The sequence below is a fragment of the Lacinutrix chionoecetis genome, assembly GCF_053604665.1.
The window spans coordinates 1-24453 of record NZ_JBSHNQ010000071.1 but is presented as its reverse complement, the minus strand read 5'-3'; the positions used below and the strand labels follow the sequence as shown (position 1 = coordinate 24453).

At 33.3% G+C, this 24453-nt stretch carries 17 protein-coding genes, 1 tRNA gene and 1 rRNA gene; 3 read left to right on the top strand and 16 right to left on the bottom strand.

All coding sequences use genetic code 11. The features are described from left to right. Nucleotides 1–3: 3 nt before the first annotated feature. The 4 genes from pdhA to porU all read right to left on the bottom strand — a co-directional run bounded on the left by pdhA (nucleotide 4) and on the right by porU (nucleotide 6895). On the bottom strand, nucleotides 4–1005 hold the full coding sequence (pdhA, locus tag ACVC43_RS05575; protein WP_452223586.1) for a pyruvate dehydrogenase (acetyl-transferring) E1 component subunit alpha: 1002 nt from the start codon (nucleotides 1003–1005) through the stop codon (nucleotides 4–6). A gap of 172 nt (nucleotides 1006–1177) precedes the next feature. After that, nucleotides 1178–1660: a cytidine deaminase gene (cdd, locus tag ACVC43_RS05570; protein WP_452223585.1), complete on the bottom strand. Its 483-nt coding sequence runs from the start codon at nucleotides 1658–1660 to the stop codon at nucleotides 1178–1180. A 90-nt stretch (nucleotides 1661–1750) separates the two neighbouring features. Continuing rightward, entirely contained in the window at nucleotides 1751–2989 is a 1239-nt protein-coding gene (porV, locus tag ACVC43_RS05565; protein WP_452223584.1) for a type IX secretion system outer membrane channel protein PorV, read from the bottom strand. 33 nt (nucleotides 2990–3022) lie between these two features. Then, nucleotides 3023–6895: a type IX secretion system sortase PorU gene (gene porU / locus ACVC43_RS05560; protein ID WP_452223583.1), complete on the bottom strand. Its 3873-nt coding sequence runs from the start codon at nucleotides 6893–6895 to the stop codon at nucleotides 3023–3025. A 269-nt stretch (nucleotides 6896–7164) separates the two neighbouring features. On the opposite strand from porU, the gene gldJ reads away from it, so the two are divergent. Together gldJ and ACVC43_RS05550 are read left to right on the top strand one after the other, a co-directional pair. Next, nucleotides 7165–8835 carry a gliding motility lipoprotein GldJ gene (gene gldJ / locus ACVC43_RS05555; RefSeq protein ID WP_452223582.1) on the top strand — a complete coding sequence of 557 codons (1671 nt, stop codon included), beginning with the start codon at nucleotides 7165–7167 and terminating at the stop codon, nucleotides 8833–8835. Nucleotides 8836–8900: 65 nt separating this feature from the next. Further along, on the top strand, nucleotides 8901–10184 hold the full coding sequence (locus tag ACVC43_RS05550; protein WP_452223581.1) for a UDP-N-acetylmuramoyl-tripeptide--D-alanyl-D-alanine ligase: 1284 nt from the start codon (nucleotides 8901–8903) through the stop codon (nucleotides 10182–10184). A gap of 13 nt (nucleotides 10185–10197) precedes the next feature. On the opposite strand, the gene ACVC43_RS05545 is transcribed toward ACVC43_RS05550, so the two are convergent. From ACVC43_RS05545 to ACVC43_RS05500, 10 genes are all read right to left on the bottom strand, one after another. Then, nucleotides 10198–11769: a hypothetical protein gene (locus ACVC43_RS05545; protein ID WP_452223580.1), complete on the bottom strand. Its 1572-nt coding sequence runs from the start codon at nucleotides 11767–11769 to the stop codon at nucleotides 10198–10200. Between the two features lie 162 nt (nucleotides 11770–11931). After that, a tRNA-Val gene (locus tag ACVC43_RS05540) sits at nucleotides 11932–12006 on the bottom strand. A gap of 64 nt (nucleotides 12007–12070) precedes the next feature. Then, complete coding sequence (locus ACVC43_RS05535; protein WP_452223579.1) at nucleotides 12071–13288, bottom strand: bifunctional folylpolyglutamate synthase/dihydrofolate synthase; 1218 nt, start codon at nucleotides 13286–13288, stop codon at nucleotides 12071–12073. 3 nt (nucleotides 13289–13291) lie between these two features. Further along, nucleotides 13292–14188 carry an energy transducer TonB gene (locus tag ACVC43_RS05530; protein ID WP_452223578.1) on the bottom strand — a complete coding sequence of 299 codons (897 nt, stop codon included), beginning with the start codon at nucleotides 14186–14188 and terminating at the stop codon, nucleotides 13292–13294. Between the two features lie 106 nt (nucleotides 14189–14294). Continuing rightward, the gene (gene tolA / locus ACVC43_RS05525; RefSeq protein ID WP_452223577.1) at nucleotides 14295–15413 is read right to left on the bottom strand and encodes a cell envelope integrity protein TolA; all 1119 of its coding nucleotides are present in this window, start codon (nucleotides 15411–15413) and stop codon (nucleotides 14295–14297) included. 1 nt (nucleotide 15414) lies between these two features. Continuing rightward, complete coding sequence (locus ACVC43_RS05520; RefSeq protein ID WP_452223576.1) at nucleotides 15415–15807, bottom strand: ExbD/TolR family protein; 393 nt, start codon at nucleotides 15805–15807, stop codon at nucleotides 15415–15417. A gap of 10 nt (nucleotides 15808–15817) precedes the next feature. After that, entirely contained in the window at nucleotides 15818–16519 is a 702-nt protein-coding gene (locus tag ACVC43_RS05515; protein WP_452223575.1) for a MotA/TolQ/ExbB proton channel family protein, read from the bottom strand. 49 nt (nucleotides 16520–16568) lie between these two features. Further along, nucleotides 16569–17963 (bottom strand): sodium:proton antiporter NhaD, encoded by a 1395-nt coding sequence (nhaD, locus tag ACVC43_RS05510; RefSeq protein WP_452223574.1) that lies wholly within the window; start codon nucleotides 17961–17963, stop codon nucleotides 16569–16571. A gap of 14 nt (nucleotides 17964–17977) precedes the next feature. Beyond that, nucleotides 17978–19204 (bottom strand): Glu/Leu/Phe/Val dehydrogenase dimerization domain-containing protein, encoded by a 1227-nt coding sequence (locus ACVC43_RS05505; RefSeq protein ID WP_452223573.1) that lies wholly within the window; start codon nucleotides 19202–19204, stop codon nucleotides 17978–17980. A 146-nt stretch (nucleotides 19205–19350) separates the two neighbouring features. Further along, complete coding sequence (locus tag ACVC43_RS05500; protein WP_452223572.1) at nucleotides 19351–20415, bottom strand: anhydro-N-acetylmuramic acid kinase; 1065 nt, start codon at nucleotides 20413–20415, stop codon at nucleotides 19351–19353. A 91-nt stretch (nucleotides 20416–20506) separates the two neighbouring features. Here ACVC43_RS05500 and ACVC43_RS05495 point away from each other — a divergent pair, with 91 nt between their 5' ends. Beyond that, entirely contained in the window at nucleotides 20507–21649 is a 1143-nt protein-coding gene (locus tag ACVC43_RS05495) for an acyl-CoA dehydrogenase (RefSeq protein WP_452223571.1), read from the top strand. Between the two features lie 89 nt (nucleotides 21650–21738). Here the strand turns inward: ACVC43_RS05495 and ACVC43_RS05490 are convergent, their stop codons facing one another. Next, complete coding sequence (locus ACVC43_RS05490; protein ID WP_452223570.1) at nucleotides 21739–24177, bottom strand: helix-turn-helix domain-containing protein; 2439 nt, start codon at nucleotides 24175–24177, stop codon at nucleotides 21739–21741. 190 nt (nucleotides 24178–24367) lie between these two features. Continuing rightward, nucleotides 24368–24453 (bottom strand): 5S ribosomal RNA (gene rrf / locus ACVC43_RS05485); the annotation flags it as partial.

Below are 24453 nucleotides of genomic sequence, written 5' to 3'. Positions count from 1 at the left end.
AGCTTAATTTATTTTATGGTCTATAAATGGATAATCTTCTTGCTCGTAAACCGAATCGTACATGACACTCTTTTCTGGATATGGAGATTCGTCTGCAAATTTCTCACATTCTGAAACTAATGCTTTTACGCGTTTATCAATTTTTTTAATATCGTCTTCGGTTGCATATTTTTCCTTTAAAATAACATCTTTTACCTGCTTAATTGGATCTATTTTCTTGTACTCTGCAACTTCGTCTTTTGTTCTGTAATGTTGTGCATCGGACATAGAGTGCCCTCTGTAACGATACGTTTTTACTTCTAAAAATGTTGGTCCTTCTCCGTTTCTAGCTCTTGTAATGGCTTCATCGAAAGCCTCGGCAACTTTAATAGGATTCATACCATCTACAGGTCCGGAAGGCATTTCGTACCCACGTCCTAATTTCCAGATATCGGTATGGTTTGCTGTTCTTTCAACCGATGTTCCCATGGCATAACCGTTGTTTTCGCAAACAAATACTACTGGTAACTTCCAAAGCATAGCCAAATTAAAGGTTTCGTGAAGCGAACCTTGTCTTGCCGCACCATCACCAAAACAACAAATGGTAACAGCATCTTTATCGTGGTATTTATCTCCAAAAGCGATTCCAGCTCCTAAAGGAATTTGGCCACCTACAATACCATGACCACCATAAAAACGGTGTTCTTTAGAAAAAATATGCATAGAACCACCCAATCCTTTGGATGTTCCTGTTGCTTTACCGTAAAGTTCTGCCATTACACGTTTAGGGTCAACGCCCATACCTATTGGCTGTACGTGATTACGGTAAGCGGTAATCATTTTATCTTTTGTTAAATCCATGGCGTGTAAAGCACCTGCTAAAACTGCTTCCTGACCGTTATATAAGTGAAGAAAACCTCTAACTTTTTGTTGAATGTAAACTGCAGCAAGCTTGTCTTCAAACTTTCTCCAGAAAAACATGTCCTCGTACCATTTAAGGTAAACTTCTTTTGTTATTTTTTGCATTAGAAAATCTTTGTTTTATTAGATTCCAATATGAAATTGATATGAGTTGAATTTTTTAATTTAATAAATTAAAATAAAATTTCACAAACAAAAGTAACACTTTGATTTGGTAATGCAAAAGTGAAAATTAACTTATCTGTAATGAATTTTAATATTTAAGTTTACGAAAACGTTATAGATTTGAAGAATCGAACCCAAAAGGTAAAAGATTAGCGAGCGAATTAGACTTTACAACTTTTCCTGTTGCTCCCATAAAGTAGATTTCTATGGGTTGATTTTGTTTCGTTTCGTACTCTGCAATGGATTGTCTGCACGCACCACATGGTGGAATAGGTTTATCGGTTTTTTGATTTTGTGATGCAGCTGTAATAGCCATTTTTACAATTTTAGCATTAGGGTATTTTGCACCTGCATAAAAAACAGCGGTGCGTTCTGCACACAAACCTGAAGGATAGGAAGCATTTTCCTGGTTACTTCCTGCTATAATTTCTCCATTATCCAGCAATAAAGCGGCACCAACATAAAAATTAGAGTAAGGAGCGTAAGCATTGTCTCGTACTTCTATAGCCTTTTGCATTAAATTTTGAATCTCTTTTGGTGATTCGTTTAAACCATCGAAAACATAGAGTTTAGATTCTATTTTAAGTTCTTTCATAAATTAAATTTAGTGTAAACTACAAACTAATTTAGACAAAAAAACTATTGCTTTTGGCAATAGTTTTTATTTATAAACTTTTTTACACGTTTAGTATTCTGTATATGTTCCTTCTCCAAGGTTAAATGTTAAAGAGAAACGCAATGTACTTTCTAACGGACTTTGTACTTGAGACGCCGAAAATAAGTAAGATAAATCTATATTAATTACATTGTATTTAAAACCTGCTCCCAAGGCGAAAAATTTACGTGCGCCTTTAGTTTCATGCTCGTTAAAATAACCTGCTCTAAAAGCAAACGATTCTTGGTATAAATACTCTAAACCTAAAGCATAAGTAAACTCGTTTAATTCTTCTTTAAAACCGCCTGGTGCGTCTCCAAAAGATTGAAACATTCCTGAGACAAAATCCACATCGTTATCTTGACCTTCTATAATAACACGTGGCTCTACAATTGCTCCTAAAGTTTCACCTTCTTCTGGCTCGTAAACACCATTACCATTATCGTCGTTAAATTCGTATTCTTTTCCTGTAACTGGTGGTGTTGGTACTAATAATTTTGCAAATTCTGCAGTGACACCTAATTTGTTATATTGATCGAAAATAAAATCGAAACCACCTCCTAAACGTAATGTTGTAGGCTGAAAGTTCTCTTGTCCTCCTTCATCATATTTAAATTTTGGTCCTAAATTTTGAATAGCAAAACCTCCTCTCCAACGTCCGTTGAAATCGTTATAGGCTTCTTCTTCACTTTGGTAATATCCTGTAATATCTACACCAAAGGTACTTGCAGCTGTAGCATCGTTATCACCAAAATTTAATTTTAAGTCTGAACGTAAATAACGCATAGCGACTGCCATACCAAACTGGTCGCTTAGTCTTAACGCATAAGAAAGGTCTACTGTTAACTCATTTGGTTTTTGTATTAATTCTTCGGAAAACTCATCTTCTACAAAGGCAATTTCTCCAAGAGAAAAATATTTAAAACTGGCAGCAAAGGCACTTTGCTCATTAATTCTATTAAAATAAGTAATGTTACCTAAAAAAATATCCTTTACTAATTTACTTAAGTATGGTGTGTAGCTTATTGCAAATCCAGATTTATCTGTTGAAAACACATACTTAGCCGAGTTCCATTGTTGCGAAAAGGCATCTGGAGACGTTGCTACTCCCATATCTCCCATTGCAGCTGCTCTGGCATCTGGCGCAATTAATAAAAATGGCACTCCTGTGGTTATTACTCTTGAGTCGTTATCTGGTATTACTACGGTTTGCGCCTTTGCATTAAAAGCAAAAATTAATACAATAATTACTAAAATATTCTTTTTCATAGATGGGTTTTATTTGGCAAATATAATTTTTTATTATAGGATTACAAGTTTCTCTATTTTTTCGGTTGTTTTATTTGTTGCACTAGAGTGTACTTTTAATTTATATACGTAGGTTCCTTTTCCTATCTTATCTCCAAAGTCGTCTCTACCATCCCAAACAATATCTCTAGAAGTAGAACCTGTAGATTTTACGCCAACTCCAGTAGTTTTACCATTTAAAGTTCTTACCAATTTTCCTGAAATGGTAAATATTTGAACGGAAACATCTAAGGTTTCGGAGCTGTTATGCGTAAACCAGAACTCGGTATAGTTTACAAATGGATTTGGATAATTTAAAACGTTTTCAATAACTAAGTTTTCTTTTTCATCGAAAACCCTAAACTGTAACTCTGCTGTAGAAGAATTATTGTAAACATCCCATGCTTTTAAAGTTAATGTATGCAAGCCTGGTTCTAAATCCCTAAAAGGAAAACTTAAACTTCCTCTTGTATAATCGTCTAATTCGGTTACATAATAATCGTTTAATACGAAAGGATTAACTTCATCTCCATCGATAATTGCTACAATATCATGGCCAATACCACTTGCAGTATTTATTCCGTTTTCATCTTGTAATTTTACTAAAAGGGTTGGCGATTCGTTTGTTATCCCTCCGGAAGCAAAATTTTCATCATTCATAAACAAGTTTATGTTTGGTCCTTGATTATCTTCTGGAGCATTTTCATTTATACCACCTATTTGTAAGGTGTTAATGGTTCCACCTGTTTGATCACTAACAGGATTTTCGGTTGAAGCATAAAAACTTACTTTACCATAGCCAACAGGTATGCCTATATCTCTAGGGACGATAAAGTCGAATTCAAATTCCCCATTAGTAACCGTAGCTTGACCTCTAAAAATTACTTCTCCTAAGGTTTCATACTGCATTGTAATAAGTTGGCCACCTTCAAACACATTATCGTTACCTAAGGTTTCTCTTTGTATAGGTTTATCGAAAATAGTAGTTACCAGTTTCCCGTTATAATTTGAGAGTAAGTTGCCAGCTTCGTCTGTAACTTGTCCTGCTAATTTAGCATAACTTAATGCTTCTAACACCTCGGTATTTCCGGCAACTGGCACATCGTTTATTTTAGTAAGCACCACGTTTGGTTTAGGAATGGAGAGTTTTAAAGCTGGATCTCCAATATAGAATACTAAGTATTTTTGGCTAATTCCTGAAACATTATTATCGTTTTTTGCAAGTCTGAGTGCTTCAGCCATTGATGGATATTCATTATCTCCAAAAGTATCATTATCGCTGTAGGAAAATAAATATTCTTCTAAAACAGTATTAAAAGTTATTCCAACGGTAACAAATATTTGGCGTGTTGTTGTAATAAGCGATATAGATCCTGCATCTTTATTCCAATAAATTAACTCACCAGCTGTTACACGTAACGGATTGTCAAATCGTGTGTACTCACAAGTAACGGTAACAAAACAATTTAATTTACAATCGTTTCTCAAAGCTTGAGCATCTGTTTTTTGAAAGATTCTTTCAAAAGCCAATCCATCTTCTCCTCCATGCCCAAAATAGTTAACAACTAATGCGCCATTTTCTATAGCATCTGCCATTGCGGTAGTAACCGCTGGATAACGATCTCCTCCTGCTGAAGCTTCTTGCTGATAAGAATCTGAATGAATTTTAATGGCATTTAAAAACGGTTTTGCTGCAGTAATTTCGTCTGCAATCATATCTGTTGTTTCTTGTAAATCTCTTTCCCAATCGACATCTACATCATCTGAAACTGCGATAAAATTATTTCTCCAACTCCCAAATGCTTCTTTAGAATAATAAACTTCAACTTTGTCTACCATCTGTTTGGCACGCTCTGGAGAATCTGCCAATATTCTACCAACTGCTATATCTAACTTGTCTGTTGCCTGCATGGTACCTTCTCCTGGGTCCATCATGCCATAAAAATCGTCTGAGACAAAAGAGTTTGTTAAATTGAAACTATTATATGCGTTCCATGAAGGCATGTTGTAAGCATTAGAAGAAATACGATCTTTATAATCAAAAGAGCTGTCTCCAAAAATACATAAGTATTTTACTCTATTTTCGGGAGTACTTGCATTGTCGTACACGTATTTTACAAAATTTCTTATGGCCGAAATGTCTCTATTTCCTGTGCTAAACTCGTTATATATAGATTCGACACTAACTACTTTTACATTTAAGTTATTTTTGTCCCTATTAATTTGAGCCAGTCGCTGCGCTTGATTTAAATGCGTATTAGGTGACACAATTACATAATCTATATCTTGAAAACTGCCTTGATTATTATTAAAAATTGTACCCTTAATATTTTGGTTTGCTACTGCTGTGTTTCCTAAAATTAACGGACTGTATAAATCTGAATTTGTTACTGCTACATATTTTTTTAAACTTCCTAAAGTAGATTTAAAAGTTAAGGTAGCACCTGTATTTACTTTAGAAGTAATATCATTTATGTTAGTAATATCCCAAACTTCTGAAACGTTTGCTGCATTAGCTATTGTGTACATACCAATACCAGAAGTTTGCGTAGTAGCTCTATTATAAAACTGAAATTGGTTGCCATTAAACGTAAGCGCTCTTGTTGCCTCTAAACTTATGTAATCTATATAACCCACTGCACTTGGCACGCCTTGTTTATCGTAAACAACCTGCACAGAAATATTATCTGTACCAACTGTTATGTCTTCATCGTAAGTTGCTCCTACCCCAAAATTATCGTTTGCCACACCAGGAGTGGTTAGTGTTGTAATAGCAGTGCCATTTATATTTAGGGTAAAACTTGCTGTAGTTTCTGCTGCAGAAACACCATAAAATTTAAAATTGACGTCTTCACTTGAAACCAGATTTGGAAAGTTAAAATCGAATGTTTTGGTAGTTTCTACGTCTAATTTATCACCAAACCATCGTCTCCCTACAAAACCTATATTAAATTCATCGACCTCATGAAACTGATAGTCTTGAAATGTATTGATGTTTGTGGTAGCATTACCAGCAGGTTCAACCATATTTTGAACACGCTTACCAGTACCAAACCCAACGTTTAAATAATAAAAAGCAACATCTTGATAAGGATTTATATTTGTATTAATTAATGGATCTTCAACAATACCTTTGGGGCCAACACCATAAAACAATACATAATCGCCATCGTTAAAAACACCATCTTCCTCACCAATTACTTTTATTGCATTCTCAGCAGGGTCAATTGGGTAAGTGCTACTGTTTAAATAAGGTATCATCTGGCCTCCACTACCATAGATTTTTATATTTCGTGGATCGATATTATTGGTATTTATTCCTAAATCGTTTAAAAAGCTTTTTGTTAACTTAAAAACTCCAGATCTGTCGATACCAAATTTATACCAACTTCCTGTACTTAAAACAGAGTTAGTAATAGGAAACTTGCTACTTCTTAACGACGTTGTGCTTCCGTTTTCATAATTTAGACTGAAAGAAGTTACTTTTTTAAAGGTATTATTACCTATTTTAACAATTGGAGAGACAGTTAAAATCGCATAGCGTTCTGCTCGGGCAATACTGTTTTTTAAACTATATGTAATAGTAGATGGTATTGTTTTAACATCTAAATCTCCCAGTTCATTAACAGATATCGATGTATATTGAACGTTAATCAATTTTACACTACGTTCATTAACAGGTGCATTTGTTTCCCATTGTGCGACAAAAGCGATACCGTTATCGGCATCATAGCTATAATGCTTTGTTGGAGAAAAATTAGGAAGTGTTAAGCTATAACCTTCAGTATTAAAAGTTTTAGCCGTATCCCAGTCTATACTAAATTTTTTCTGTTGTGAGTAAACTAAAGTGCATAGCAGCACAGTAATAACAAATAATATCTTTTTCATTGCTTTAAATAACGTTATTAATTCCATGTTAGTATTGATTATTTTAACATTTTCTTAAAAACGTTTCAAAATTACAATAATAAATTAAAAAAACATGCGTTATACTGACTCAAAACATCGTTAAAACGTAAATAAAACATCGATGTATAGTTAATAAATAGGATGAACGGTAATTTTTTTTTGAGTAAATTTTACAAAATAACTTGTAGAGTTAGGTAGAATTCTTATATTGCGTCTCCAAAAAAAACATAATTAGCTTACTTAAACGTATGAATATGAAAAAAGTAATTGCATCAAGGATTTTAATGTTATTAGCAGTATCGCTAACCTTGGTTGGATGTGGAAGGTCTGGAGGATCAAATACCTCTAGAGCTACAGGTTGGGAAATTAATGCCAAAGAAGGTGGTTTTCAATACAACACAAAATTTAAAGAGCAGGAAACTGCTCCTGGTTTAGTTTTTGTAGAAGGAGGTACTTTTACAATGGGACGTGTACAAGACGATGTCATGCACGATTGGAACAATACACCAAACCAGCAACACATTCAGTCATTCTATATGGATGAAACTGAAGTTACCAATTTAATGTACATGGAGTATTTAGATTGGATTAAGCGTGTTTATCCGCCAGAAGATGAAAATTTCAGAAAAATCTACGAAGGTGTTGTACCAGATACTTTAGTATGGAGAAACCGATTAGGTTATAATGAAGTAATGACAGAAAATTACTTACGTCACCCAGGATACGCAGAATATCCAGTAGTAGGTGTAAGTTGGATTCAAGCTGTTGAATTTGCTAACTGGAGAACAGATCGTGTAAACGAAATGTATTTACAACAAGATGGTTATTTAAAACAAGACAGCCAGTATGAAGCAACTGCTGATGCTAACTTTAGTACAGATACTTATATTAATGCTCCAACACAAACTTTTGGAGGTAATGAAGACATTTTAAGAGGTGGAAAATTAAAGCCACAAACTGATGCTGAAGGAAACGAAATGAATGTTTTTGCATCAAGACAAACCGGAATAATTTCTCCTAAATATAGATTACCAACAGAAGCTGAGTGGGAATATGCTGCTTTAGGTTTATCTGAAATAAGAAGCTACAACGTATACAGAGGTCGTAAAAAATATCCTTGGGATGGACAATATACTCGTTCTGGAAAACGTAAAATTCGTGGTGACCAATTGGCTAACTTTAAGCAAGGAAAAGGTGATTATGGTGGAATTGCTGGCTGGTCTGACGATGGTGCAGATATTACAGCTCAAGTAAAATCTTATGCGCCTAACGATTACGGATTATATGATATGGCAGGAAATGTGGCAGAATGGGTTGCTGATGTTTACAGACCTATTGTTGATGACGAGTTTAACGATTTTAACTATTATAGAGGTAACGTTTATACCAAGAATGCAATTGGGGAAGATGGTACTGTTAAAATTGTAACTACAGATGAAATTGTTTACGATACGTTACCAAACGGTAAAGTAATTGCAAGAGATTTACCAGGTGAAATTGCGCAGGTACCTGTTGATGAAGACGAGACTTATTTAAGAACTAACTTTGACAGAAGTGATAACCGTAACTTTAGAGATGGAGACAGACGCTCTTCTCGTGGTTACGATGATTTCGACGAAGTGGTAGGTGAAGAAAACGTTTCTACAAGTAAAATGTATAACTCACCTAAACATAATATCGAGTACGATTCTACTGGAACAATGGTTAGAGAATGGGATAAAAGTAATAAAAGAACATCTTTAATTAACGACGAGGCTCGTGTTTACAAAGGTGGTTCTTGGAAAGATAGAGAATACTGGTTAGACCCAGCACAAAGACGCTATTTCCCACAAAATATGGCAACAGACTATATTGGGTTTAGATGTGCTATGTCAAGAGTTGGTTCTAAATCTAAAACTAAAAATAAATCTAAAAACTAATTTTAGTTTCAAATAATATTTAAAGTCCTAACATTTAGTTAGGACTTTTTTTATACTTTTATTTAATGAAAATAGAACAACTTCACACCTTATTTTTAAACTGTAGCGATGTATCTACAGACACCAGAAAAATTTCTGAAAACGATATGTTCTTTGCCCTGAAAGGTGAGAATTTTAACGGTAATACATTTGCTAAAAAAGCTGTGGAAGCGGGAGCAAAATATGTTATAATAGATGAAGTTGAATATGAAGTACCTGAGAAAACAATAGTTGTTAATAACGTTTTAGAAACGCTTCAGGATTTAGCGAGATACCACAGAACCTATTTAAACATCCCTATTCTTGCCTTAACTGGCAGCAACGGTAAGACAACTACAAAGGAGTTAATTAATGCGGTCTTGTCTAAAAAATATGCTACTACTGCTACTATTGGCAACCTTAATAATCATATAGGCGTACCGCTCACCTTACTCGCAATGACAAAAGACACTCAAATTGGAATTGTAGAAATGGGAGCCAATCATTTAAAAGAAATAGCATTTTTATGTACCATAGCAAAGCCAGATTATGGTTACATAACTAATTTTGGTAAAGCACACTTAGAAGGTTTTGGGAGCTTACAAGGTGTAATTAACGGTAAGAGTGAGTTGTATCGTTATTTAACTAGAAATAATAAATCCGTTTTTTTTAATGCTGATGATAGCATACAAAAAGAAAAACTCAGCACTTATGTTAAGAAGATTGGTTTTTCTAAAGATGATGAAAAATTTTATAAAATTGAATTTATTAAAGCAAATCCGTTTGTATCGTTAAAAATGGAAGACACCGTTATTTCATCTCAGCTTATTGGAAGCTATAATTTTACTAATCTCTGTGCTGCATCGATAATAGGTAAGTATTTTAATGTGCCCTTAGTCGAGCTAAAAGATGCTTTAGAAAGCTATTCGCCTGCAAATAATCGTTCTCAAATTATTGAAAAAGGCACAAATAAAATAATCTTAGATGCTTACAATGCAAACCCAACAAGTATGAAAGCTGCCTTGGATAATTTTAATAACCTTGAGGATAAATATAAAATTGTTTTTTTAGGAGATATGTTTGAACTTGGGGACCAAGCCAAAGAAGAGCATCAAAACATTTCAAATTTACTAACAGATTTAGATATAGATGAAGTTTATTTAATTGGTGAGAACTTTAACAGAACCAAAAGCAAGTCAAATAAAATTAAACAATTTGCTACTTTTGAAGCTTTTAAAACCAATTTTAATACGTCTTCAGTTAATAAATCAACCCTTTTAATTAAAGGCTCACGTGGTATGGCTCTGGAGCGTATTTTAGACTTGTTATAATTTATAATTACCTTTAGTTATCTTTTTCACCATCACCTGCCATGCTTTTTAGCAAACCTTGTTTGGTATTTAACCAGATAAAATTGAAAACCGATTTGGTTTTATCGCGCTCAACCTCAGTTTTTGCTTCTCTATAATTACCATCTACATCCTTACTATCTTTAGAAACAAATAAGTTTGCAACAGTAGATAACAACCAATTCTTTTTGTTGCCTTCTTTGTTTAATACTGAAATTTTTAAATCCTCATAATCAACTTTCATATCTACGGTTGAATTAGTATTATTTCCATCAATTGTAAATAACATCTTTTTCAATTCCCCATTTAAGCGTACTTTTAAATTCGGTTCGGTAAACATATTAACTCTTGAGAATTCGAGGGAATTCATATTCATTTTAAAGATAAAATCGTCCGCATTGTTATTAACATCAAAACTCCAAAAGGCTTTAAATGGAGTGGTTTCCATAAAATCACCTGCAATATCTAAGGTTGTTTTATTGGGCGAACTGTATGTATTACCGACATTATTAATAGTAGCGTAAAAATTTGTGAATGTTATAGTACCTCCGCTATTTTCTGCTTTTACTTTTTCAGTATAAATTATTTGAGCATCCTTAAGCTTAACAGCATCTACAGTTAAGTTAAAAGGAATCTCACGTAGAGACTGGCTGTAGAATTTTTTTATTTCAAGATCATCAGCAACTAACTTATCGCGAAAAATTTCTAAGTTGGGTGTATTAATTTCAATAGCATTTGTTTTAATAAAGAGCTTTCGGTTTTTAAAGCCAAAATCGATGCCTTCAAGTTGTAAACTATCTATCTTTAAATCGAAGTGATCTCTTTCTTTATTAATGATTTTTGACATTGTTTGCCGCGAGTATTTGGTCTTAAACTCTAAATCTCTAATTTTTGCTTTGTTATGTTTAAGCTTAATACTAGAAGTCATTAAATTTTCGAAAGTATTCGCTTTTAAGAATATTGAATCTGCTTCAAATTCGTAGTCTTTAAATTGTGCAGGAATTTTTTTTGTAATGGTATTATTGTTAATATCAATATCATCAATCTCTATAGTTGCATTTTCCACATAAAGCATTAAAGAATCTTTACTCTTATCGTAAATATGCAGCGTAGCATTGTCTATGCTTAATTCGTCAATAATAAAAGGTTTGAAAATTTTCACCAAACCAGTTGTGGTATCTCTGGTTTTATTTTGAAGGAAATTATCCTTAAAATATAAAATTTTAGGTTGTTTTAATTTTATATCTTCTATGTGTATTTTATCATTAAATAAATAATCCCAATAGCTAACATCTTCTACAATAATTTTGTCTAAACTTATTTTTGTATGAACGGTTTGGTTATCAGTATTACTGATATTTATAACTGGTTCATTAATAGTAACAGTGCCTTCAAAAGAGTTTAAGTCGATGCTACTGTAATTTTGAGAAATATAACTAGGAAGCCTATATTCTAAAAAATGTTCTACTTTTTTCTTAATAAAATGATTGCTGACTAAAACTACACCAATGATTACTAACGTAATAGAGAATAAACTTACTAAACTAATACGCAACCACTTACTCATATATAAAGATTCATTAATAACAAATTTAAAGAAACCGAATTACAAATCACTATTGCAAAACAATAAATTACAAACGCTTTCAATTAACTGAAACTTTTAAACTGTGGTGTATTTGTAAAATAAAAAATCCCGATGAGAATGTCATCGGGATTTCAATTTATGTGGGCGACAAGGGATTCGAACCCCTGACCCCTTGGGTGTAAACCAAGTGCTCTGAACCAACTGAGCTAGTCGCCCTAATTATTAGGTGTGCAAATATACACGAGATTTTGATTACACAAAAACTTTTTTACAAAAATTTTTAAATAATTTCTGCAACCACGAAAGTGCTGCCGCCTACATAAATAACATCGTTCTCATTAGCACTACTTAGGGCTGTTTTATATGCTTCATTTACAGAATTATAAGCTTTTCCAAGTAAATTTTTGTTTTGAAAAAATAGCTTTAATTTTTTAGTATCTAATCCTCTTGGAATATTTGGTTTGCAATAATAATAAGTGGCATCTTTAGGTAGTAAATCTACAATTGAGTCTAAATCTTTATCACTTACCACTCCAAAAACGATATGCAAGTTCTTGAATTTTTCGTTTTTAAGCTGTTGCATAGTAATTAACAAACCCTCTCGATTATGTGCAGTATCGCAAATAACCTTTGGATTTTCTTGCAAAATTTGCCATCTGCCAAGTAAACCAGTATTTTTAATCACATTTAAAATCCCTTCTGTGATGTTTTCTTCGGAAATAATAAATCCTTTAATTTTAAGTTCTTCAATGGTTTGAACCACAGTTTGAATATTCTTTACTTGATAGTCTCCCTTTAAATCGCTTGTGTAACTTTTTAAATTCTCCTGATCGGCAAATATAATCTTAGATTTATTTTGTTTAGCTAATTTGTTAAAAACGTGAGTTGTTTCTTTTTGAGTTTCTCCTATAACGACCGGAATGTTAGGTTTAATAATCCCTCCTTTTTCTTGGGCTATTGCAGCTAAGGTGGTTCCTAAAAATTGTGTATGATCCAATCCAATGTTTGTAATCACAGACACTTCTGGCGTAATTATATTTGTAGAATCTAATCTGCCACCTAAACCCACTTCTATTATAGCAATATCGATGTTTTGCTTAGCGAAATAAGCGAATGCCAGACCAACAGTCATCTCAAAAAAAGATAATGAATGAGTCTCAAAAAATGACTTATTTTCTTTAATGAAATTAATAACAAAGTGCTTACTAATATCCTTTCCATTAATTTTTATACGCTCTCTATAATCTTTTAAATGTGGAGATGTATAAAGCCCTACTTTATATCCTGCTTCCTGCAATATAGATGCTAACATGTGACTTGTTGAACCCTTACCATTAGTTCCTGCAACGTGAATAGATTTAAATTTCTTCTCGGGATTATAAAGATGATTAGCTAATAAGATACTGTTGTGCAAATCTACTTTATACGCACTTTTACCTTGTTTTTGATACATTGGGAGTTGAGAAAACATCCAATTAACTGCATCTTGATAGGTCATTTTTTATTGTCCTAATTTAAAATCGATACTCACGAAACCTATTTGTCTGGTTGGTGCTTTCGAGTCTGCAGGCCATTTTCCAGATTCGGCGATTTTACGAGCTGGCTCTAGAAGACAAGGTGCTGTGTTTTCTGTACCTTTAACTCCAGGTGTAGCTTTAACCACACGACCGCTTCTGTCTACCTCTACTCTAACTACCACCAATCCGGCTTCGTTACAATTTTGTTTAACTTCGTTAAATTTTCCTTGACCACGACCTCCCAGACCAGATCCTACTCCACCATTCCCTTTGCCTCCACCAAAATAACTTGGAGCATATGGATTACCATCTAATTGGCCTTTATCTCCTGTTTGGTTATCGTTACCTTCGCTTCCACTTGATTCGCCATCGGAATTCGTCATTCCTCCCATCATGGCATCAATTTCGGCTTTCTTTTTTGCTTCTTCGGCTTTCTTTTTAGCCTCTGCATCTGCTTTCGCTTTTGCTTTGCGTTGTGCTTCGGCTTTCGCTTTTGCATCGGCTTGTGCCTTTGCTTTTTTTGCTGCTTCAGCTTTTTTTATAGCTACTGCTTCTTCTGTCTCTTGGGTTAATACATTTTCTTTAACCTGTTCTGAAGCTGCGTCTTGTGTTTCTTCTGTTTGTTCTTCTGCTTTATTGGGTTGCGTTTGTGCTTCTTGAGGTTGCTTATTTACATTTAAGTTTTCAGATTTTACCGGTTTATTTGGTTGAATATTGCCACTCCCTACTGCCGAATTTCCAAAATTTACAGCAACACCATACTCTTCTGGAGGATCTTGATAACTTTGCCCTACAACAAAACAAAGTAGAATTAAAATCGTTACAATTAATATTGTGATTTTTGCCGAATTACGTTCGTGTTTTGTTTCTAAATACTTCATAACCTTTGCTTTTTGGCGTTTTAACTAAAAAAAATCAATCTTGTATAGAGTTAGTTTATTGTATTATTATTTACAATTGAATATGCTCTTTTGTATCGGTATTATTCTAATTAGCTTTTATACTAAGTGGCAAATAAAACGATACAGCTACAGGCCTCCCTTGTTGCATTCCAGGTTTCATTTTAGGCAATAAATTCGCTACTCGTCTTGCTTCTTGCTCTAATTTAGAGTCTGGTGCTTTAGCTCTTATACCAACAACCTTACCAGTTTCGTCTATTTTGAAGAAAATATTTATTTTTTGTATCCCAGTTAAGCCTAAATCTGAAATTAATATTCTATTAAAATTATCACCTAAAAATTGCTTAATTTTTTCATTCATGCATCTTTTCTTAGCATCATTATTGCCACCTTCGCAACCTGGATATATTGGTGCATTTTCTATTAAAGCAAAAGGAACGGGCTTGTTTCCATCACCTTTATTTTTTGCTGCAGATGCTGCAGCCGCGTCTGCTGCTGCTTTTTTTGAAGCTGCCTCTGCGTTTGCTTTGGCAATCCTGGCTGCTTCTGCTTGTCTTGCATCGGAGGCTGCTTTGTCTGCTTTTTTCTTGGCTTCAATTGCGCGTTTAGCTTCTGCCTCTTTTTCTGCCTTTACTTTAGCTTCTGCTATTTTTTTAGCTTCTGCTTCTGCGGTCTTTTTTGCCTCGGCTTCTTTTTGTTGTTTTTCTTTAGCTTCTAATGCTTCCTTCTCTAATTTTTCTTTTGCTTTTTTTGCTTCTCTGGCCTCTTCTGCTTTTTTAACTTTTAAAGCTTCTTCAGCTTCTTGCATAAGTAATTTTTCAGCCTCAGCCTCAGCCTCTGCCGCTGCTTCAGCAGCTGCTGCTTCTTCTGCAGCTTTAGCTTCTTCCTGAGCTATTTCTTTTGCTTTCTCAAGTGCTTCTTCGGTTTCTTCAGGAATGGTTTCTTCTGGTGTAGATTCTTCTTCTATAATCTCTTCTGGAGATACTTCTTCTGGCTCAGGTTCAAATTCCTGAAGTGCTTCAGCATTACTCGGCTCTGACTCTTCATTTATAGCACTTGCATTTCCAAAGTTTATTGCAACTCCATATTCTTCTGGTGGATCTTGATAGCTTTGCCCTACAACAAAACACAATAAAACCATAATCACTACAATAAGAGTAGTGATTTTAGCTGAATTTTGTTCGTGTTTTGTTTCTAAATATTTCATTTTACTGCGACTTAACTGCCAGTGTTGATTTAATTTTATTTCGGTTAGCAATATCCATAATGTAAACCACATGTTTCATTTCTACATCTTGATCTGAACGGATGGTTATTGTTGGTGCTTCGGCATTTCCAAGTTTGGAGAGTAATTCTGACTCTAAGGCTTCTTTAGAAACTTGCTTTAAATCTATGTAATAATTTGTGTCTTTATCGACACTTACTGAAACACTTTTAGTTTGTGTTGTTTTGCTTGACGATTTTGGCAGTAATAAATCTATGGCTTCGGCTGAAACGAGCGTAGAAGCAATCATAAAAAAGATTAGTAAAAGGAATACAATATCTGTCATGGACGACATATTGAATTCTGGTGTTACTTTATTTCTTCCGCGTAAATTCATAAATTAATTATTAACTTGGTTCGTTTAACAGGTCTAAAAATTCTAATGAATTTGCTTCCATTTTATACACTATTTTGTCGGTTTTAACAACCAAATGATTGTAGGCAATGTATGCAATAATACCTACAATTAAACCTCCTACTGTAGTGGTCATGGCAGTATACAAACCGTCTGCCAAGGTTTTAATATCTATAGAACCTCCTGAATTGGCAATTTCGAAAATTGAAAGTATCATCCCGATTACTGTACCTAGAAACCCAATCATTGGAGCTGCACCAGAGATTGTTGCTAAAACACTAACATTTTTTTCCAGGCTATAAATTTCTAATCTTCCAGCGTTTTCAATGGCCTTATTAATATCGTCTAATGGCTTTCCTATTCTTGAAACGCCTTTACTTATTAGTCTTGATACTGGCGAATTTGCCTGAGAACAAAGGTTTTGAGCTGAATCTATTTTACCATTACTTATATAATCTCTAATTTGATTCATAAAGTTAGCGTCTACTTTAGAGGCTTCTTTAATGGCAAGGAGTCTTTCAAAATAAATATATATTGCTACTACAAAAAGCACGAATAAAATTGAAATTATAATAATTCCGGCTGTACCACCTGTGGTAATTAATTCGATAATTGAAAGTGTTTTTTCTACTGGTTCTCCATCAGTTAAAACATCTGCATCTTGAGCTGTTTCTTGTAAAAAAGTATTTAACATAGTATTGGTTTAGATAAAAGTATAACGTGATTTTTTTTTCTTAAGTATATTAAAATAAAGTTCTTGTCCAGAAGAAGACTAATGTTCCTGCCAAAAACCCTACAAGTGCTAACCAAGATATTTTTTTAAGATACCAGAAAAAATCTATTTTTTCCATTCCCATAGCTACAACCCCTGCAGCACTACCTATAATAAGCATGCTTCCTCCTGTTCCTGCAGAGTAAGCTATAAAGTGCCAAAGCTCGTTATCCATTGGTTCTGAAAACATGCCCAAACTTGCGGCTACTAATGGTACATTATCGATTACTGCAGAGCCTATTCCTAATAAAATAACTACTAAATCTGATACACCAGAGTGATGCAATTCTGTTCCCATCATTGGTACGGTTTCTTTCAAGGTAGAAGCAAAATTAAACAGTGTTCCTAATGACTCTAATGCAGCAACTGCCATTAAAATTCCTAAGAAAAAAAGGATACTTGGCAATTCGATTTTAGATAGTGAATGATGTACTGGACTGTGATGCGCATGAGCTTCGCTAACGTTATCATCTACTTCTGTAAGGCTGAATTTTGAAGAACTATAAATTTCGGCAAAAACGGCTACAATACCCAGAGACAACATCATACCAACATAAGGTGGTAAATGTGTTACCATTTTAAAAACAGGAACAAATACAATAGCTCCTAATCCCAGATATAGCATTGTAGCGCTAAAACGGCTCTTTGGTTTATCTACGTTACCTTCATCGAATTCTAAATTCCCTTTAAACGCTGGCATAAACGATGCGATAATTGTTGGCACCAACATACAGATTAATGATGGTAATAATAAATACCCAAACAAGTGTCCTGTTGATACTTTTTTACCAATCCAAAGCATGGTAGTTGTAACATCTCCTATTGGTGAAAAGGCACCACCAGCATTTGCTGCAATAATAATTAAACCTGCATACCAAATACGTACGCTTCTGTCTTTTACTATTTTTTGAAGAATTGATATTAAAACAATTGTAGCTGTTAAATTATCTATAATCGCAGATAACACGAATGCTAAACAGCAAAAAATCCAAAGTATTTTAGATTTTTTCTTTGTTTTAATAAAATTTTTAATCGTAGAAAAACCATCGAAATAATCAATAATTTCAACAATAGTCATTGCTCCTAAAAGAAACACTAAAATTTCTGCTGTTTTCCCTAAATGATGCAACAAGGTTTCTTCCATTAAGTGCATTTTATCGTCATGCCCTAACGAAGGAAAGTTGTCTACTAATGCGTGTTTAGCAGAGTCGAACCATGATGGGAACGAATCTATACCTAACGATATTAATGCCCAACTTATGGCCATCATTACTAAAGCAGGAATTAATTTGTCTATTTTAATGCTGTGTTCTAAAGTAATGGCTAAATAACCAAAAACAAATACAAGAATTATAACTGTTTCCATAGTCTATTAAATATTTATACGAGTTGAGTTAGTGCGATTTCGAAAGCAGTTTTACTGATTTCGGTTTTACTTGGGTTTTTATCGTAGGTGTTTTGCAGGGCTTTTTTAATAATATTAGAAGTGTCATTAAATATGGCTTCATCCGTCATTTGTACTTTACGTTCCATAAAATAAGCAAATACTCTTGCCATACCACAGTTTGAAATAAAATCTGGTATTAAGCTCACTTTTTCATCTGTGTGCTCCATTATACTACCAAAGAAAATCTCTTTATCTGCGAAAGGTACATTTGCACCACAAGAAATGACTTCAAGTCCTGTGTCAATTAATTGATTGATTTGATCCTGAGTTATTAATCTTGAAGCTGCACAAGGTGCAAAAATTTCGGTTTGAAGTGACCATATGCGTTTGTTCATATCGGCAAACGGAATCATATTATCTGTTAATAGCGTATTGCCATTTTTGGTTAAGAAAAAGTTTGTAATTTCATCGAAAGAAAAGCCTTCTTCCTTTATAACACCTCCAGAAATATCTATTATACCAACTACTTTAGCTCCCATTTGGGCTAAGTAATAGGCTGCAGCCGATCCCACATTTCCAAAACCTTGAACAACAGCTCTTTTACCAACGACGCTGCCTCCATAAATTTCGTAGTAATGCTTAACAGCTTCTGCAACGCCGTAACCAGTAATCATGTCTGCTACAGTATATTTTTGCGAAACATCTGGTGAGTAACCTGGGTTTTCTATCACTTTTATAACGCCTTGACGTAATTGTCCTATTCTATTAATTTTATCTGCTTCTGTAGGTTTAAAATGACCATTAAACACACCTTCTTGAGGATGCCAAACTCCAGATTCTTCTGTGATTGGAATTACTTCATGTATTTCGTCTACATTTAAATCGCCTCCAGTTCCATAGTAACTTTTTAATAATGGAGAAACGGCTTTGTACCAACGCTCTAAAACTCCTTTTTTTCTTGGATCGTTAGGGTCGAAATTAATACCAGATTTTGCGCCTCCAATAGCAGGACCAGACACTGTAAATTTTACTTCCATGGTTTTTGCCAAAGACAATACTTCATTCATATCAAGACCCTGACGCATTCTTGTACCACCTCCTGCTGCTCCACCTCGAAGCGAATTTATAACCGTCCAACCTTCAGCTTCTGTTTCAGCATCTTTCCAATTAAAAACAATTTCTGGTTCTTTATTTTCGTATTTTTTTAGTAATTCCTTCATTTATATATTTTTAAACTCTTTTATAATTTTAGATTTAATTCTGAATATAATTGAAGAAAAGTTAAAGTTGGTTCATTTTATGGTTTGTTTTAAGTTTCACAAATATAAAAAACAAAAAAGTGTACTAAGTTAAATTTCTTATTTTTTTAGAACTGAAAAATAACACCTGAAGAATGATCATGTTTTGCACCCGTGACACTGGCTAAACAGTTATTTTCGCTTCTTAATTTTAAAACGCCTAAAAAACCGAAAATTAATGCTTCTTTAAACTCTATAATTTGTTTTGAAGGGATATGTATTTCATTGTGGCTTAAATCTTTTATTCTTGACATGAGATATGAGTTAAAAACACCGCCTCCTGTAACTAAGACAGACGCTTTTTGTTTGCCATTAATTACATTTGTAATTTGAATAGCAATGTGCTCAACAAATGTTTTTAAAATATCTTCCACAGAAATTGTATAGCTGTCTATTAAAGGAAAAACAACTGCATTAACCCATTCTATACCTAACGATTTAGGATAAGTCTCTTTATAATATTGAAGGTTATTAAGAGCATATAATAAATCACTATTTATCTTTCCTTTTTTCGCTATATTACCTTTGTCGTCGTAAGATAAACCTAATGATGCAACATATTTATTAAGCACAATATTTACAGGAGAAATATCGAAAGCTATGCGTTTTCCATTGATTAAAGTAGAAACATTGGCAAATCCTCCAAGATTTAGGCAAAACTCGTAATCTGAAAACAATAGTTGGTCTCCTATAGGCACCAACGGCGCACCTTGACCTCCTAATGCTACGTCTTGCACTCTAAAATCGCAAACCAATTTTTGCTTTATAAGGCTTGCCAGAACAGAAAGATTGCCTATTTGGTAAGTCAATCCCTTTTTAGGTTCGTGTAGTGCTGTGTGTCCATGAGAACAAATAGCATCAATAGAATTAATATTATTTTTTTTTATAAATTTATTAATAACTCCTGCCAGATAATTAGTGTAATTTATATCTAATTCAACAAGTTCTTCTTTACTATATTGAGATAAGGATCTAAGTTTATCGACCCAATCTTCCTCATAATAGGACGTTTCGGCTGTAATAATTTTAAATTTCCATTTATCTTGTAAACTAAAGTTTACCAATGCTAAATCAATTCCATCTAATGAGGTGCCAGACATAACACCAATAACATTGTATTCGTTTTTTATCATATTAAGTAAAAATATAAATATCTATTGACAAAAAGCCAATAAAAAACTATATTTGCACTCTTATTTTATCAAATCAATACTACATTCAATTATGGATTTTAGCTTAACCGAAGAGCATTTAATGATACGCGACGCTGCTCGTGATTTTGCACAGACTGAATTACTACCTGGCGTTATTGAACGTGACAATAAACAAGAGTTCCCACAAGAATTAGTTAAGAAAATGGGAGATTTAGGCTTTATGGGTATTATGGTAGATCCTAAATATGGAGGAAGTGGAATGGATGCTATTTCTTATGTTCTTATCATGGAAGAGTTATCTAAAATTGATGCCTCTGCCTCGGTGATTGTTTCTGTAAATAACTCTTTGGTATGTTATGGGCTGGAAGCTTATGGAACCGAAGAGCAAAAACAAAAATATTTAACAAAATTAGCAACTGGAGAATTTGTAGGAGCCTTCTGTTTAAGTGAACCTGAAGCTGGTAGTGATGCCACATCTCAAAAAACAACGGCAATTGACAAAGGTGATCATTATATTATAAACGGTACAAAAAACTGGATTACAAGTGGAGGAAGAGCAGACGTTTATTTAGTAATCGCACAAACTGATAGAGACAAGGGACATAAAGGTATTAATGCTTTTATAGTAGAAAAAGGCACTCCTGGTTTCGATGTAGGACCTAAAGAAGACAAATTAGGAATACGCGGAAGCGATACACATACTTTACAGTTTAATGATGTAAAAGTACCTAAAGAAAATAGAATAGGTGAAGATGGATTTGGTTTTAAATTCGCCATGAAAACACTTTCTGGAGGTCGTATTGGTATTGCATCTCAAGCATTAGGCATAGCTGCTGGTGCTTACGAATTAGCTTTAAAATATTCTAAAGAGCGTAAAGCGTTTGGAACAGAGATTTGCAACCATCAAGCTATTGCTTTTAAATTAGCAGATATGTATACTGAAATTGAAGCTGCAAGAATGTTAGTTATGAAAGCTGCATGGGATAAAGATCAAGGTAATAATTACGACATGTCTAGTGCTATGGCAAAATTGTATGCCTCAAAAGTTGCAATGGAGCAAACCGTAGAAGCTGTACAAATTCATGGTGGAAATGGATTTGTAAAAGAATACCATGTAGAACGTTTAATGCGTGATGCCAAGATTACTCAAATTTATGAAGGAACTTCCGAAATACAGAAAATCGTAATATCGAGAGGTGTTATTAAAGGGTAATAAAGACTATACAAGTAAATTATTAAAGGCTTCGGAAAAAATTCGAAGCCTTTTTATTTTAACGTAAGTATTAATTTCACAAAATTAAGCTATTTATTGGATAAGTCATCCAACACCAAACGTAGCTCTCCATAAGTGTATTTATCATCAATTTGATGTTTTAATTCTGAAAGATTTTCAAATTTCTGCCTTGGTATAATTTCAGATAATTCCTTATAATGCTTTTCAGAAATTAAATCTAAAATTTTTATTTCTCCTGAAGTAATAAAACTTGCCAAATGACCAATAATTGTATTTACATTTAAATCGCGTTCCATAGCAATTTGTTCAATAGATTTACCAGAGTTAAATAATTCTAAAGATGTTCTCTTCGTATCACCTCTTTGTCGTTTTGGTTTTGGTGCTTCAAAAATCTCATTGTTTTTAGAGGTTTCAATGTCATTTTCATCACAATAGTCTCTTATTACTTTTAGAATATCCGAACCATATTTTTCAACACGTGTTTTTCCAAAACCGTTTACATTTAACAATTCTGTTTTATTAGTTGGTAAGATTTCACACATCTCATATAAGGATTTTTGAGTAAAAATTTGATAATGAATTAAATCATTATCATTTGCAATTTTATTTCTAAGTTCACGGAGTAACTCAAATAACTCAACATTTGTTGTTCCATCAATTACTGTTTTTCTTGACTTCTTTGGAGCATCTTTATTTAAAAACACAGATTTGGCTCTCAATTCTAAAAACTCCTTAACCTTAAAACCATCTTTTAAGCCATTAAAGTAAAGTTTTTTGGTAGCTATTAATTCTTCAAGTAAATCTAAGTTTTTTGTAAATTCTTTTTCTGTAGCTTTATTATCTGTTGTAAAGCTAAAATCTTTATAGGGTTCTTCGATTTTCGTTTCAATTTCTTTTTTAAAATAATCTATGGCTTTATTAAAACGAATTTGTATTTCTTTACTCGATTCTGGTATTAAAGTAATTTCAGAAAGTTCTACCAACTGCGCTTTAAAAGCGTTGGCAATTTTTAATAAATGCGTTACACATTCTTTTATACTTAACATTGGGCTTTCAACATTACCCTCAACGCTATTTCTGTTTTTATAAAATAAATCCAAAAGCCGATTTACAGGATATAAAAACTTGTAAAAATTAAATACTTCATAGATTAAATTAAGTTGAAATTCTGATTTAGATTGTTCTAAAACAGTTTCGTCTGGTTGATTCTCTTCGGCTAATTTATTGAATGAAATAACATTACTATCGCTAATAATTTGATTAGAGCTAATTTTACTTTTTAGTACCAATCCTTCTAAGCTTTTACAGCGACTTAAAGCTACATAAGTTTGCCCATGAGCAAAAGCTCCTTGTGCATCTATAATTGCTTTCTCGAAAGTTAAACCCTGACTTTTATGTATAGTTATTGACCATGCCAATCTTAAGGGCATTTGTGTAAACGAACCTATTTTATTTTCGGTTATTGCTTTGGTAGTTTGATCAACCGAGTAGTTTATATTCTCCCAAGCTTCTGGCGTAGTAATAATATTAAAGTCGTCATCAGGACATTTTACAACAACTTCATCTTTATCTAATAAAATGACTTTACCTATCTTACCATTAAAGTAACGCTTGTCAACAGCACTATCATTTTTAATGAACATGACTTGAGCACCGACTTTTAAAATTAATTTTTCTTTATTAGGATAAGAAAATTCAGGAAATTTGCCATCTATTGTTGCATAATAAACAACTTCCTCCCCTTTAAGTTGTTGTAGTTCTAAATTATTTATCTTTTCTGCTTTATTATTGTGCGTTGTTAATGATATATAACCTTCATCTTCTTGTGGAGAAAAATCTGGTCGATATCTTTTGTTTAATATGTCAGCTGAATAATAGGATAATGTATTTGTTCTAATCTCGTTTAGAATTTCTATAAATCTCGGGTTATCTTGTCTATAAATATGCTTTAATTCTACAGTAATAGCATGACAATTTCTATAAGCCGTACTGCTAAAAAAGAAAGCATTTTTATAATAAGGTTTTAGTATTTGCCATTCGTTCTCCTTAACTACAGGCGACAATTGCTGTAAATCTCCAATCAGTAATAATTGAACGCCTCCAAAAACTTTTTCTCTATTTCTAAATTTTCTTAAGGTTTTATCGATACCATCTAATAAATCTGCCCGAACCATACTAATTTCATCAATCACCAACAAGTCCATGGACTTAATAATATTAATTTTGGTTTTACCAAATTTTCTATTAAAACCAGAAGCGCTATTTAAGTCATCGTTAGGTAGAATTGGGCCAAAAGGCATCTGAAAGAATGAATGTATCGTTACCCCTTTAGCATTGATTGCTGCAACTCCTGTTGGTGCAACGACTATCATCCTTTTAAGAGATTTCATTTTTAATTTGTGCAAAAAAGTGGTCTTTCCCGTTCCTGCTTTCCCTGTTAAAAACACGTTTCTCTCGGTGTTATTAACAAAATTCCAAGCTAATTCTAACTGTTTATTAGTTTTCATTTAATTAAGTAGAAAATTTGAAGATAAAAAAATGATTATAAAAAGCTGTTATTAAACTTTTGTTTTATAGGAAACAGTATCATTTTTTTTAGATTTACAGTTCTATGATAATCCTCGCTTTTAAGGTTTCAAAAAGAAAAACCGATTATAAACAAAAAATCCTCAACAAATAAATGCTGAGGATTTCTAAAAAAGGCGACGACCTACTCTCCCACAAGTGTAGTACCATCGGCGCAAATAGGCTTAACTTCTCTGTTCGGAATGGTAAGAGGTGAG